This window comes from Achromobacter deleyi, assembly GCF_016127315.1.
GTDB classification, from domain to species: Bacteria; Pseudomonadota; Gammaproteobacteria; order Burkholderiales; family Burkholderiaceae_B; genus Achromobacter; species Achromobacter insuavis_A.
On the sequence record NZ_CP065997.1, the window covers coordinates 349,586 to 363,639 of the forward strand.

Below are 14,054 nucleotides of genomic sequence, written 5' to 3' on the forward strand. Positions count from 1 at the left end.
CGCGCGGACCCGTATAGAATCCCGGCATCCGCCGCGGCTGTCGCGGCCCCCTCTTTTGCCAGGCCACTGCCACCATGATCGGACGCATCACCGGAACCCTGATCGAGAAACTGCCGCCCACCGTGTGCGTGGACGTCAACGGTCTGGGCTATGACATCGACGTGCCCATGAGCACGCTCTATTCGCTGCCGGAAACCGGCGCGCGCGTCACCCTGTACACCCACCTGACCGTGCGCGAGGACGCCCACATCCTCTACGGCTTCGCCACGGCCGGCGAGCGCAGCGCCTTCCGCGAACTGATCAAGGTCAGCGGCATCGGCGCGCGCACCGCACTGTCGGTGCTGTCGGGCCTGTCGGTGGCCGACCTGGCCCAGGCCATCACGCTGCAGGAATCGGGCCGCCTGACCCGCGTGCCGGGCATCGGCAAGAAGACCGCCGAGCGCCTGCTGCTGGAAATGCGCGGCAAGCTGGGCGCCGACATCGGCGCCACCGCGCATCCGGTGCAGGACAACCAGTCCGACATCCTGAACGCGCTGCTGGCGCTGGGGTACTCCGAGAAGGAATCGCTGTCCGCGCTGAAGACCCTGCCCGAAGGCGTGGGCGTGTCGGACGGCATCAAGCAGGCCTTGAAGGCGCTGGTGCGCTGAACCCCCGCCAGCGGCTCGCGCCCGGGCCGCGAGCGCCCGGTCGGCGCCTGCGTGACGAATTGCCGGCTAGCGCGCCGGCGACAGGTAACCGGGCGCCACCGCTTCCAGCCCGGTCGGCACCACGTTCAATTCGGGCGCTATCGGCGCGCCGCAGATATTGTCGCTGCGCAGGGAATCCAAGTTGTCGCGCGACATCAGGGGCCGGCCCGGCAGGCACTCGAACAGCATGGCCTGCATCCGCCCCAGCCCCATCGGCATGTTGAGCACCGGGCGCGGGTTGCCGCCCCAGCCGGCGCACAGGCGCGCGATCTCGCCCAGGGTGTAGACCTGCGGGCCGCCCAGTTCATAGGTCTTGCCCCAGGTGTGGGTATTGCCCAGCGTCGCCAGCATCGCCGTGACCACGTCGCCCACGAACACCGGCTGCATGCGCACGTGCGCGCCGGCCAGCGGCAGCAACGGCAGCCAGCGCGCCAGGCGCGCGAACATGTTGGTGAAGTTGTCGTCGGCCCCGAACACCACCGAGGGGCGGAAGATCGTCCAGCCGCCCTCGCGCCAGTCGGCCAGTTCCTGCTTGATGGCGGCCTCGCCGTCGCCCTTGGAGCGCTGGTACATGCTGGCGCCGCTGGAATCGGCGCCCAGCGCGCTGACGTGCAGCAGGCGGCGCACGCCCAGGCGGCGGCAGGCCCGCGCGATGCGCTGCGGCAGGTGCACGTGCGCCCGCGCAAAATCGGAGCCGTAGGGCCGGCCCGAATTGCCATGCAGGATGCCCACCAGGTTGACCACCGCGTCGCAACCACGCACCAGGTGGTCGAGCGCGTCATCGTCGTGCACGTCGCTGGCGAGCAGGGTGACGGTGGGCAACAGCTGGAGTTCGCGCCCCTGGCCATAACGGCGGGTGGGCACCAGTATCTGGTGCTGCCCGCCCGCCAGCCGGGCGATGAGATGACGGCCGATGAAGCCGGTGCCGCCGATGACAAGGATACGCATGGAGCAGCCCCTGTTCTTCAGGATTCAGGCCCGATTCTGCCTTGCGTGCGCCGCCTCCGCAAGCAGGCGGCCAAAGCGCCGGACGATATCCCGCCGGCGCTTCGTCCCGAGGGGGGTCAGCCCGCCAGCAACTTGCCGTAGGCCGGAAGATCGACGTTGCCGCCGCTGATGATGACGCCCACGCGCGCGCCGCGCACCGGCACCACGCCCTGCAGCACGGCCGCGGCCGCCAGGCAACCGGTGGGTTCGACCACCATCTTCATGCGTTCGGCGAAGAACTTCATGGTCGAGACCAGCTGATCATCCGTCACCGTGACGATGTCGCGCACGTGCTTCTGGATGAGGGGGAAGGTCAGGTTGCCGAGATGGGTGGTGGCGGCGCCGTCAGCCAGCGTCTTGGGCGCCTGGATGCGGACGATCTCGCCCTTGCGCAGCGATTGCTGGCCGTCGTTGCCCGCTTCCGGCTCGACGCCGTAGACCAGGCAGCGCGGGCTGAGCGCGAACGCCGACAGCGCCGATCCCGACAGCAGGCCGCCGCCGCCCAGGCACACGAACAGGTAGTCCAGCTCGCCGACGTCCTCGAACAGTTCCTTGGCCGCGGTGCCCTGCCCCGTGATCACGTCCTCGTGGTCGTACGGCGGGATCAGCGTGGCGCCGGTCTCGGACTGGATGCGCAGCGCGATCTGCTCGCGGTCCTCGGTGTAGCGGTCATAGGTGACGATCTGGCCGCCGTAGCCTTCGGTGGCGGCGCGCTTGGCCGCCGGGGCGTCCAGCGGCATGATGATGGTGGCCTTGACGCCCTGCAGCCTGGATGCCAGCGCGATCGCCTGCGCGTGATTGCCCGACGAGAACGTGACCACGCCGGCGGCGCGCTGCTCGGGCGTCAGGCGGGCGATGGCGTTGTAGCCGCCGCGGAACTTGAACGCGCCCATGCGCTGGTAGTTTTCGCACTTGAAGAACAGCGAGGCGCCGGCGATGGCGTCGGCGGTGGTCGAGGTCAGCACCGGCGTGCGGTGCGCATGGCCGGCCAGGCGCTCGCTGGCGCGCGCGACGTCGTCGAAGGTGGGCAGTTCGGGCAACATGGAATGGGTCCTTTGTACGCGAAGAAAGTCGGATTTTATTTGCCGAACAGCTCGCCGCTGGTGCTGGCGGCGCTGGCCGGCGGCGTCAGGCCCAGGTGGCGCCAGGTGGTCAGGGTGGCGGTGCGGCCGCGCGGCGTGCGCTGCAGGTAGCCGTGCTGGATCAGGTAGGGCTCGATCACGTCTTCGATCGTGTCGCGCTCTTCGCCGATGGCCGCGGCCAGGCTGTCGACGCCCACCGGGCCGCCATCGAACTTGTGGATGATGGCTTCGAGCAGCTTGCGGTCCATCAGGTCCAGGCCCTGCGGATCGACTTCGAGCATGGCCAGCGCGCGGCCGGCGACGTCGGCGTCGATGGTGCCGCCCGCCTTGACCTCGGCGTAGTCGCGCACGCGGCGCAGCAGGCGGTTGGCGATACGCGGCGTGCCGCGGGCGCGGCGCGCCACCTCGGCGGCGCCGTCCGGCGTGATGCCAGCCTTGAGCAGGCCGGCGCTGCGGGTGACGATGCGGCCGAGGTCATCGGCGTTGTAGAACTCCAGCCGCGAGACGATGCCGAAGCGGTCGCGCAGCGGATTGGTCAGCATGCCGGCGCGGGTGGTGGCGCCGACCAGCGTGAACGGCTGCAGGTCGAGCTTGACGCTGCGCGCGGCCGGCCCCTCGCCGATCAGGATGTCGATCTGGAAATCCTCGAGCGCCGGATAGAGGATTTCCTCGACCACGGGCGACAGGCGGTGGATTTCGTCGATGAACAGGACGTCGTTCTTTTCCAGGTTGGTCAGCAGCGCGGCCAGGTCGCCCGGGCGTTCGAGCACGGGGCCGGACGTCTGGCGCAGCTGCACGCCCATTTCGTGCGCGATGATGTGGGCCAGCGTGGTCTTGCCCAGGCCCGGCGGGCCGAACAGCAGCACGTGGTCCAGCGCCTCGCCGCGCTTGCGGGCGGCGGCGATGAAGATCTCGAGCTGTTCGCGGGCGCGCCGCTGGCCGACGTATTCCTCCAGCGCCTTGGGGCGCAGGGCGCGCTCGATCGATTCCTCGTTGGGCGACGCCGGCTGGGGCGCGACGATGCGAGGCGCGTCGGGGCGGGAGGAAAGGGAATCGGACTGGATGGCCATGGTGCGGAAACGACAGGATACTGAGCGGGATGCTGCATCGTACCGTAACCGCCGGGCCCGGGGCGGGGCGCGGGCCCAAAACGCCCCGGCGCCGGATCAGGCGCCGTCGGCCACCGGCAGCTTGACCCGCACGCACAGCCCGCCCGACTCGGCCTGCAGCAGTTCCAGCGAGCCGCCGTGGGCGCGGGCGATGGCCTCGGCCAGGGCCAGGCCCAGGCCGACGCTGCCGGTGCGGGTACGGGCGTCGTCCAGCCGGCTGAAGGGCCGCAGCGCCTCCTGGCGCCGCTCCGGCACGATGCCGGGGCCGTGGTCGGACACATCCAGCACCACGTGGCGGTCTTCGCGCCGCAGGCGGATATCGACAGGCGGCGCGCCGTGGTTCAGGGCGTTGCCGATCAGGTTGTCGAGCAAGCGGCCCAGCGCCACGGCGTCGCCTTGCACCACCAGGGCGGCGTCGTCGCCGGTGGTCTGCAGGGTGACATCGGTGCCGGCGCCGCGCCAGGCGTTGACGCGCTCGGTCAGCCAGTCGGGCAGCACCATCGACGCATAGCGGTAGGCGGCCGGATCGGTGCCGCGCACGAAGCCGATGAACTGGTCGACCATGTGCTGCATGTCCTGCAGGTCGGTGCGCAGCCCTTCCTTCAGCGCCGAATCGTCGGCCAGCTCGATGCGCAGCCACATGCGCGACAGCGGCCCCTTGAGGTCGTGCGGCAGGCCCGACAGCAGCGTGCGGCGCACGGAATCGGACTCGGCCAGCGCGTCCAGCATGGCGTTGAAGCGTTCGCCCAGCACCCGGGTTTCGTGCGGACCGGAAGGCTCGACCCGCTGCGGCTGGCCGGCGGCCAGGCGGTCGGCGGCGTCCGCCAGGCGCGTGATGGGCCGGGTGATGTGCCACGAAAAGCCCACCGCCAGCAACAGCAACAGGCCCAGGCCGCCGAGCCAGGCGGCGATCAGCGGCGTGGCCACCGGCGGGTCGAGGCGGTCCAGCGGAATCACCAGCCATTCGCGCAGGCGCGGCGCGTCCTCGCTGGCCGGATTGGGCGCCAGCGAAATGAAGATCTCGGGCGTGGGCCCGCGCGACAGCGCCACCCGGGTGCCGTCGTTCAGGCGCTCGTTGAGCTGCTGCACCAGCCCGCGCAGGTCGCGGCGGACGTCGTCGGGCTCGGGCTTGTAGCGGCGGATGCGCTCTTCGTGCTCACGCTGACGCTCGTGTTCGGCTTGCGCGTCCTCCACTTCCCGGTCGCCCCCGCGCATCTCGGGCGGCAATGGCGGCCCCTGTATCTGCGAGTTCGGCAGCGGCGGCGGATGAGGCGGCGGATGCTGCATGTTGCGCGGCGGCGGCCGGCGGCCGTTGAAGCGCTGCAGCTTGGCCTCGGCGGGCAGCACCCGCGACCACAGGCGCCACTGGTTCTGCGAGGCCGCGCGCACGAAGTCGGCGCGGTCCTCGGCCGGCACCTGCGACACGGCGGCGCGCAGGGTGCGGATGGTGGTGGTGATGTAGCCGATGGCCACGTCTTCCATGAACTTGTGGCGGAAGTACGAGACCGTCACCAGCGTCGCCGCCTGTGTCAGCAACACCGATCCGAGAATCAGCAGGATCAGCCGCGCCCGAAGCGAGCGCGGCACGAGGAAGCCGGCAGAGAAGCGCATCAGGGCGAGAACCGGTAGCCGATGCCCCAGACGGTCTGGATCCAGCGGGGTTGCTTGGGATCGTCCTCGATGACGCGGCGCAGGCGCAGGATGGCGATGTCGATGGCGCGGTCGTTGCGTTCGCCGGCGTCATCGTCGCGCGCCAGCGCCAGCAGGCGTTCGCGCGACAGCGGCTTGCCGGCGTTGCGCACCAGTGCCTCGAGCAGGTTGATTTCACCCCCGGTGAGCTTGACCACCGTGCCTTCGCGCGACAGCTGGCGGGTGGAAGGGTCGAACAGGAACGGGCCGAACGACACCGGCGCGTCCTTGGTCAGCGCGGACGGGCCGCGCTTGCGCCGCAGCACGGCCTCGATGCGGGCCAGCAGTTCGCGCGGGTCGAAGGGCTTGCCGACGTAGTCGTCGGCGCCGGCCTCCAGGCCGATGATGCGGTCGACGGCCTCGTCGCGGGCGGTCAGCAGGATGACGGGGATGTCCTCGCCCTGCTCGCGCAGGCGGCGACAGGCGTCGGCGCCATCGCCGCCGGGCAGCATGCGGTCCAGCACCAGCAGGTCGGGGGCGTAGCGGGTGATGCGCGACGGCAGGTCGCTGGCGTCCGGCGCCAGCAGCGTGTCGTAGCCGTGGCGGTTCAGGTAGTCGGCCAGCAGTTGCCGCAGGGCCGGATCGTCGTCGACGACCAGCAGCTTGGTGTGGTGATTGTCCATGGATGCCATAGTGGAGCCGTCCGCTGTTGGCGGCAAGAGCCGGGAAATCATCTGAAATATACCTGTTGCACGATGTTTTCCGGCGTTGGCGGCCCTTTCGCGTCGGCATGGCCGTGCGGGGCGGACTGGCCCTAAAATAAACGCCATTGCCCGCATACGCTGGTCCGGTTTACTAAAAATCGTTTACAGCTGCGGCAACGTCCCCTTTCTACACTGTCGTTATGCCCGCCCCTGCATCCTGGCGCAGACGGCTGCTGTACACGGCGTTGACGGCAGGCTTGGCCAGCCCGTTGGCGCCGGCGTTCGGCGGCACGCCCGCAGCCCCCCTATCCCCTTCGCCGGCCCCGGCCTACGTGGCGCGCGGCATCGGCGTGCTGGCCCCGGTGCAGCCGGTGCCGGTACGGCCGGCGCCGTCGATGGAGTCGCGCGCGGTGCCACTCGACCCCACGCCCTGCGACATGCAGACGGCGGAACCGGCGATGGACACCAGCGTGACGGGCGGCAGCGACACGGAAGTCATACCGGGGACGGGCTCGACCCTGTCCGGCGACGGCAGCGCCGGGCCACTGGGTTGCACCCCGCCCCAGGCCGCCGCCGATCCGTCCGATACGCCCGAATACGCGTTCGGCCTGGAAAGCGGCGACATCCCGCGCGTGCCCGTGGTCGTGATCTCGGGCGTGTCGCGGCCTACCCGTCCCTGGTTTGCCTCGGTCAGCGGCCAGGACGGCCTGCGCTACGGCGGCGACCGCAACTGGGTCTACCGCAACACCACCGGTCCGTCGTTCTCGGTGGGCAATATCAACGCCAACGCCCCGACCTGGGGCAGCAGCGCGCCGGTCGGCGGGCTGCAGATCTCCAACCTGCAGAGCGCCACGGCGCCGCTGGCGGAGGGCAGCTTCGGCTATTCCTCGTCGCTGGGCCGGCTCAACCGCATGGATCCGACCGCCACTTCCGGGGCGGTCGACTACGGCGCCTCGGTCGGCAACAGCACCGTGCGCTACGGGGTGACGCCGGTGCTGACGCTGGAGGGCCAGATGCAGAGCGCGCCAGCGCTGACCACCCGCGGCATGGGCACCACCTATTCCGCCGGCGACTACGGCACCTTCCAGGCCGGCGCCACCCAGAGTTCGTTCGACGCCGCCAGCGCCTGGCGCTATCGCTTCGGCTACAACGTGGACGTGGCCGACGCGGTCAACCTGGGCTACACCAACGAACAGATCGGCGCCGGCTTCGGCGACCTGTCCACCTATTCCGGCGGCGTGGCCGCGGCGCCGCAGACCCGCAACACCCTGTCGGCCGGCGTGCCGATCAGCGGCTGGGGCACGCTCAGCGGCACCTATTCGGGGCTGCACGAAGGCTCGGTGCTGGCCGAACAGCGCGTCGGCCTGTCCCACAGCATGTTCGTGGCGCCCAAGGTCAAGCTGGCGGTGGGCGCCGACCGTGACATCATTTCCGGCAATTACGAGTGGCGCGCCAACCTCAGCATGCCGGTGGACACCTTCATGCGCGGCACGTGGCTGAGCTGGTGATGCGGGTCGCCCGGCGGACGGAAATAGCCACCCGCGCCCGGGCGGCCGGATTTGCGGCTTAAAATCCCCGCCATGATGCTCTCGGCCTACCCCCATGTCTGACGCGCGCGCCCTCGGCGTCCTGCAGCGCGTTTTCGGTTACGAATCCTTCCGCGGCGACCAGCAAGCCATCGTCCAGCAAGTCATCGACGGCGGCGACGCGCTGGTCCTGATGCCCACCGGCGGCGGCAAGTCGCTCTGCTATCAGATCCCGTCGCTGGTGCGTGAAGGCACCGGCATCGTCGTGTCGCCCCTGATCGCGCTGATGCAGGATCAGGTCGACGCGCTGACCGAACTCGGCGTGCGCGCCGCCTTCCTGAATTCGACCCAGGAATGGCGCGTGGCCCGCGACGTCGAGCAGGCCTTCCTGGCCGGCGAGCTGGACCTGCTGTACGTGGCGCCCGAGCGCCTGCTGACCGACCGCTGCCTGCAATTGCTGGAACGCGGCAACATCGCCCTGTTCGCCATCGACGAAGCCCACTGCGTCTCGCAATGGGGCCACGATTTCCGGCCGGAATACCTGGGCCTGTCGATGCTGCACGAGCGCTGGCCGGACGTGCCGCGCATCGCGCTCACCGCCACCGCCACCGCCGAGACCCGCACCGAGATCGCCCAGCGCCTGTCGCTGACCGACGCGCACCACTTCGTCTCCAGTTTCGACCGCCCCAACATCCGCTACCGCATCGTCGAGAAGAACGAGGTGCGCAAACAGCTGCTGGAAATGATCCGCACCGAGCACGAAGGCGAATCCGGCGTGGTCTACGCGCTGTCGCGGGCGCGGGTCGAGGAAACCGCCGAATTCCTCTGCAACCAGGGCATCGACGCCATGCCGTACCACGCCGGGCTCAGCCCCCAGGTGCGGGCCGCCAACCAGGCGCGCTTCCTGCGCGAGGACGGCGTGGTCATGGTCGCCACCATCGCCTTCGGCATGGGCATCGACAAGCCCGACGTGCGGTTCGTGGCCCACATCGACCTGCCCAAGTCGGTCGAGGGCTACTACCAGGAAACCGGCCGCGCCGGCCGCGACGGCCTGCCCGCCACCGGCTGGCTGGCCTACGGCCTGCAGGACGTGGTGCAGCAGCGCCGCATGATCGACGAATCCCCCGGCGACGACGCCTACCGCCGCCGCCTCGGCCAGCAGCTGGACGCCATGCTGGGCCTGTGCGAAACCGTGGAATGCCGCCGCGTGCGGCTGCTGGCGTACTTCGGCCAGCAGATCACCGCCTGCGGCAATTGCGATGTCTGCCTCGACCCGCCCCAGGCCTGGGACGGCACCGTGGCCGCGCAGAAGGTGCTGTCGGCCGTGTACCGGCTCTGGAAGGAACGCGGCCAGCGCTATGGCGCCGGCCACATCATCGACATCCTGCGCGGCAAGATCACCGACCGCACCAAGCAGCACGGCCACGAAACCCTGAGCGTGTTCGGCGTGGGCGAGGACCTCAGCGACACGGCCTGGCGCGGCGTGCTGCGCCAGCTGCTGGCGCAGGGCCTGCTGACCGTCGACAACGAAGGCTACGGCACCCTGGCCCTGACCGAAGGCAGCCGCGCCGTGCTCAAGGGCGAGCGCCAGCTGATGCTGCGGCGTGAATCCGAAAAGAAGACCCGCTCGGGCAAGACCGGCGGCACCCGCGCCAAGGCGGCGGCGATCGACCTGCCCGCCGAACTGCAACCGGTGTTCGAGGCGCTGCGCGCCTGGCGCGGCGAAGTGGCCAAGAGCCACGGCGTGCCGGCCTACGTCATCTTCCACGACGCCACGCTGCGCGAGATCGCGCTGGCACAGCCCGAGTCGATGGACGCGCTCAGCCACATCAGCGGCGTCGGCGCGCGCAAGCTGGAAGCCTACGGCGAAGAGATCCTGCAGCGGGTGGCGCGGCCGGTGCTGTAGCGGCCGGCGCCCTTGCGGCCGCCCTTGGTGGCGGCCGATCCGGCGGGCGCCCTCACGGCGCCCGCATTGCCGTCAGGGCGACGGCGGCGGCAACAGCGGCACGGGCGCGCGCTCCCTGCCGAACACCGAGCGGTAGGCCAGGATGTTGAACACCAGCACCACCGGAATCCCCACCACCGCGCCGGCCATCACCAGCCGCATCGAACCCAGCGCGCCGGCGCCGTCCCACAGCGTCATGTCGTCCAGGATCAGGTAAGGAAACAGGCTGTAGGCCAGGCCGCTCAGCATCAGCAGGAACAATGCCACGCACAGCACGAACGGCAGCCAGCTGAAACGGTCGGCGCGGCCCGGCAGGCGAGCCAGCAGCATTTCGGCGGCGACGAAACCCGCCAGCATCAGCACCCACACCGTGGCCGCCAGGCTCAGGTGGGCGATGTTGCTCCATTTGTAGAAGATGCCGGCGTTGGCCAGGCCCAGCGTGACGGCGATGGCGACCATGCCGACCGCGGTCCAGCGGATCGCGTGGCGCGCCCAGTTGGCGGCGCGGCGCTGCAGCTCGCCGTCGACCCGCATCACCAGCCACGACGCGCCCAGCAGCACATAGGCGGCCACGGCGCACAGGCCGACGAACAGCGCGAACCAGCCGTAGCCGGCGTCGGATTGGTAGCCGGTGGCGATGCGCCCGAGCAGCATGCCCTGGCCGAAAGCGGTCATCAGCGAACCGGCCCAGAAGGCGAAGATCCAGCGCGGCTTGGCCTCGTTGCGGGCGCGGATGCGGAATTCGAAGGAGACGCTGCGCAGCACCACGCCCAGCACCATAAAGGTGAGCGGTCCGTAGAGCTTGCCCAGCACCGCGCCCCAGGCGAACGGAAAGGCCGAGGCGAACAGCCCCATGCCCAGCAGCAGCCAGAATTCGTTGGCGTCGCGCCAGGGGCTCAGCAGGCTCATCATGCGGCCGCGTTCCTGTTCGGGCGCCAGTTGCAGCAGGATGCCCACGCCCAGGTCGAAGCCGTCCAGCACCACGCCAGCGGCGATGACCACGAACAGCAGGCCCATGAACGCCAGCGGCATCCAGAAGGAAGGATCGTCGGGGCTCAGCCCCTGCGAAGCGGCGAGCATGGCGATCATGGCGTTCCCCCGCCCAGTTTGCGCACCGGCACCACGCCGTAGCGGGCCGCGTGGAACAGCATGCCGGCGAAGGCCGCCAGCAACAGCGCGTACAGCAGGCCATAGCCGATCAGGCCGTACAGCACGGTGCTGGAAGACATGGGACCCAGCACCTCGGTCTGGGTGATCGTGCCGTTGACGACGAAGGGCTGCAGGCCGATGACGGACACCCACCAGGCCGCCACGACGGCGATGCCGCCGGAGAACATCATGCCGCACAGCACGCGCTGCCACCATTGCGGCACCACCGCGACATCCATGCCGCGGCGCCAGGTCATCAATACCGTGACCCAGGACACGGCCAGCATCAACAGGCCCAGCCCCGCCGCCACCCGCAGCGACCAGAAGGTCAGCGCCACCGGCGGCAGCATGCCCGAATACTTGTCCAGCCCCTGGTAGGTGCCGTCTTCATTGCGGTGCAGCCACATGCCGCCGGCGTTGTTCCAGGTCCAGTCGGCCACGTTGACGTGGGCGCGGGCGTCGGGCCAGCCGAACAGCACCAGGCGCGGCTCGGCGCCGCTTTCCCAGTAGCCGGCGGCGGCAGCGGCCTTGGCGGGCTGGTACTGCGCCACCATCTGGCCGGCGCCCGAGGCCACCGGCAGTTGCAGCACGGAAGCCAGCGCGGCGATCGCCAGGCCGGTCTTGAAGGTACAGCGCTCGCCGTCATCCAGCGGACGGCGCAGCGCCTGCAAAGCGGTCACGCCCATCATCAGGAACGCGGCGGCCAGGGCCGAGCCCACCACCACCACGGCCATGCGCCAGCCGACCGAGGGGTTCAGCACCACCGCCGCCCAGTCGTAGACCTGGTAGCGGCCGTCGACCAGCACGGCGCCATCCGGCGTCTGCATCCACGATTGCAGCGCCAGCACCCAGAACAGCGCCACCAGCTGCCCCACGGCCACCATCAGCACCGCCAGGGTGTGGGCGCCGTCGGACACGCGGCGCTGGCCGAACAGCATGACGCCCAGGAAACACGACTTGAGAATGAACACCGACAGGATGCCGTAGCCCAGCAGCGGCCCGGCGACGTTGCCGATCTTGTCCATCAGACCGGCCCACAGGCTGCCCAGCTGGATCAGCACGGGCACGCAGGCGGCCAGCGTCAGCACGAACGACAGGGCGAAGATGCGAACCCAGAAGCGGTAGGCGGCGGTCCAGCCGCCCTGCCCCGAGACGCGGGCGCGTATCTTGAAGAACAGCAGGACCCACGCCAGCGCCAGCGCCACGGCCAGGAACAGCGCCAGGAAGCTCAGGCTGGCCACGAATTGCGCGCGGGCCAGGGAAAGGGTGGAGATATCCATGATGGCCCGTAGTGTAGAGCCAGTTACATGACAATGGGGGCCAGTTTGAAACCGCTTGCAGCGGGCCAAAAATGGCTTCTCCCGGGAACGTGGCAAAATTGACGCTTTGTCGCTGCTTTTTCCTATTCTTTCAAGAATGACCTCCGCCACGACGCCGACCCCCGCCGCATCCAATTTCCTGCTCAACATCGTCGAAGACGACCTGCAAGCCAACCGCTTCCAGGGCAAGCGTTGGGCGGGCAAGCCCGGTCCGGCCTCCGTGCAGCAGCAGGGCGAACCCGACCCGGCCAAGATCCGCACCCGTTTTCCGCCGGAGCCCAACGGTTACCTGCACATCGGCCACGCCAAGAGCATCTGCGTGAACTTCGGCCTGGCCCGTGATTTCGGCGGTGTCTGTCACCTGCGCTTCGACGACACCAACCCCGAGAAGGAAGATCAGGAATACGTCGACGCCATCATCGAGGCCGTGCACTGGCTGGGCTTCGACTGGAAAGCCGACGGCCGCGAGAACCTGTACTTCGCCAGCGACTACTTCGGCTATATGTACGAGTTCGCCGAGGCGTTGGTCGAGGCCGGCCACGCCTACGTCGACGCGCAGAGCCCCGACGAGATCCGCGCCAACCGCGGCACCCTGACCGAACCCGGCACCGACTCGCCCTGGCGCAACCGCCCGGCCGCCGAGTCCATCACGCTGCTGCGCGAGATGCGCGACGGCAAGCACCCGGACGGCAGCCTGGTGCTGCGCGCCAAGATCAACATGGCGTCGCCCAACATCAACCTGCGCGACCCGGTCATGTACCGCGTGCGCCACGCCACCCACCACCGTACCGGCAACCAGTGGTGCATCTACCCGATGTACAGCTGGGCGCACCCGGTGGAAGACGCGCTGGAAGGCATCACGCACAGCGTCTGCACGCTGGAGTTCGAAGACCAGCGGCCGTTCTACGACTGGATCCTGGAACGCCTGGCCGAACTGGGCAAGCTGGCCCGGCCGCTGCCGCACCAGTATGAGTTCTCGCGCCTGAACGTGAGCTACGTGGTCACCAGCAAGCGCAAGCTGCTGCAGCTGGTGCGCGAAGGCCACGTGGACGGCTGGGACGATCCGCGCATGCCGACCATTTTCGGCCTGCGCCGCCGCGGCTACACGCCGGCCTCGATCCGCCTGTTCTGCGACCGCACGGCGGTGTCGAAGTCGGATTCGCGCATCGACTACAGCCTGCTGGAGCAGGCCGTGCGCGACGACCTGGACCCGATCGCGCCGCGTTCGGTGGCGGTGCTGGACCCGCTCAAGCTGGTCATCACCAACTATCCGGAAGGCCAGACCGAGATTTGCACCGCGCCGCGCAATCCGCACGATCCGGAAGCCGGCGTGCGCGAGTTCCCGCTGTCGCGCGAGCTGTGGATCGAGCGCGATGACTTCCGCGAGGAAGCGCCGAAGAAGTATTTCCGCCTGTTCCCGGGCAACCTGGTGCGCCTGAAGTACGGCTATGTGGTGCGCTGCACCGGCTTCACCAAGAACGAGGCGGGCGACGTGGTCGAGGTGCAGGCCGAGTACCTGCCGGAGACGCGCAGCGGCACGCCGGGCGCGGACAGCGTCAAGGTCAAGGGCAATATCACCTGGGTCAGCGCGGCGCACGCGGTGCCGGCGCAGATCCACCTGTACGACCGCCTGTTCGCGGATCCGCGGCCGGATGGCGGCGACAAGGATTTCCTGGCCTGCCTGAATCCGAATTCGAAGCAGACGGTGACGGCGTGGCTGGAGCCGAGCACGGTGGCTTCGCCGGGGGCGACGTGGCAGTTCGAGCGGCTGGGGTATTTCACGGCTGACTTGAAGGAGTCGACCGTGGAGAAGCCTGTGCTGAATCGGGTGGTGACGTTGCGGGATTCTTGGGCGCAGGGGTAAAGGGGGGGTTGCCCTTTTGCGGTCTGCATTGGAAAAGGCGCCTTCGGGCGCTTT

At 69.4% G+C, this 14,054-nt stretch carries 11 protein-coding genes; 4 read left to right on the forward strand and 7 right to left on the reverse strand.

The features are described from left to right. Window positions 1-74 precede the first annotated feature (74 nt). Window positions 75-647, forward strand: coding sequence for a Holliday junction branch migration protein RuvA (gene ruvA, locus I6I07_RS01495; protein ID WP_006393160.1), 573 nt, complete (start codon window positions 75-77; stop codon window positions 645-647). 66 nt (window positions 648-713) lie between these two features. Here the strand turns inward: ruvA and I6I07_RS01500 are convergent, their stop codons facing one another. The 5 genes from I6I07_RS01500 to I6I07_RS01520 form a co-directional block, all read right to left on the reverse strand. Beyond that, the gene (locus I6I07_RS01500; RefSeq protein ID WP_006393159.1) at window positions 714-1,634 is read right to left on the reverse strand and encodes a complex I NDUFA9 subunit family protein; all 921 of its coding nucleotides are present in this window, start codon (window positions 1,632-1,634) and stop codon (window positions 714-716) included. Between the two features lie 116 nt (window positions 1,635-1,750). Further along, a complete protein-coding gene (locus I6I07_RS01505; protein ID WP_198485460.1) occupies window positions 1,751-2,716 on the reverse strand; it encodes a threo-3-hydroxy-L-aspartate ammonia-lyase in 966 nt (321 codons plus the stop codon). A gap of 35 nt (window positions 2,717-2,751) precedes the next feature. Beyond that, window positions 2,752-3,825, reverse strand: a complete 1,074-nt coding sequence (gene ruvB, locus I6I07_RS01510; protein ID WP_198485461.1) for a Holliday junction branch migration DNA helicase RuvB — start codon at window positions 3,823-3,825, stop codon at window positions 2,752-2,754. Between the two features lie 96 nt (window positions 3,826-3,921). Next, entirely contained in the window at window positions 3,922-5,475 is a 1,554-nt protein-coding gene (locus I6I07_RS01515) for a sensor histidine kinase (RefSeq protein WP_198485462.1), read from the reverse strand. Then, window positions 5,475-6,176 carry a response regulator gene (locus tag I6I07_RS01520; RefSeq protein WP_006393155.1) on the reverse strand — a complete coding sequence of 234 codons (702 nt, stop codon included), beginning with the start codon at window positions 6,174-6,176 and terminating at the stop codon, window positions 5,475-5,477. Before I6I07_RS01520 ends, I6I07_RS01515 begins: the two co-directional genes overlap by 1 nt. Window positions 6,177-6,397: 221 nt before the next feature. On the opposite strand from I6I07_RS01520, the gene I6I07_RS01525 reads away from it, so the two are divergent. Together I6I07_RS01525 and recQ are read left to right on the forward strand one after the other, a co-directional pair. After that, complete coding sequence (locus I6I07_RS01525; protein ID WP_420094537.1) at window positions 6,398-7,705, forward strand: fimbrial protein; 1,308 nt, start codon at window positions 6,398-6,400, stop codon at window positions 7,703-7,705. A gap of 94 nt (window positions 7,706-7,799) precedes the next feature. Continuing rightward, window positions 7,800-9,629: a DNA helicase RecQ gene (gene recQ / locus I6I07_RS01530; protein WP_198485463.1), complete on the forward strand. Its 1,830-nt coding sequence runs from the start codon at window positions 7,800-7,802 to the stop codon at window positions 9,627-9,629. A 72-nt stretch (window positions 9,630-9,701) separates the two neighbouring features. Here the strand turns inward: recQ and I6I07_RS01535 are convergent, their stop codons facing one another. Both I6I07_RS01535 and I6I07_RS01540 read right to left on the reverse strand, forming a co-directional pair. After that, on the reverse strand, window positions 9,702-10,757 hold the full coding sequence (locus I6I07_RS01535) for a cytochrome d ubiquinol oxidase subunit II (RefSeq protein WP_006393152.1): 1,056 nt from the start codon (window positions 10,755-10,757) through the stop codon (window positions 9,702-9,704). Continuing rightward, window positions 10,754-12,097, reverse strand: a complete 1,344-nt coding sequence (locus I6I07_RS01540; RefSeq protein ID WP_198485464.1) for a cytochrome ubiquinol oxidase subunit I — start codon at window positions 12,095-12,097, stop codon at window positions 10,754-10,756. The genes I6I07_RS01535 and I6I07_RS01540 overlap by 4 nt, the downstream gene beginning before the upstream one ends. Window positions 12,098-12,233: 136 nt before the next feature. Between I6I07_RS01540 and I6I07_RS01545 the strand changes: the two genes are divergently transcribed. After that, a complete protein-coding gene (locus I6I07_RS01545) occupies window positions 12,234-14,000 on the forward strand; it encodes a glutamine--tRNA ligase/YqeY domain fusion protein (protein ID WP_198485465.1) in 1,767 nt (588 codons plus the stop codon). The last annotated feature ends 54 nt before the right edge of the window (window positions 14,001-14,054 follow it).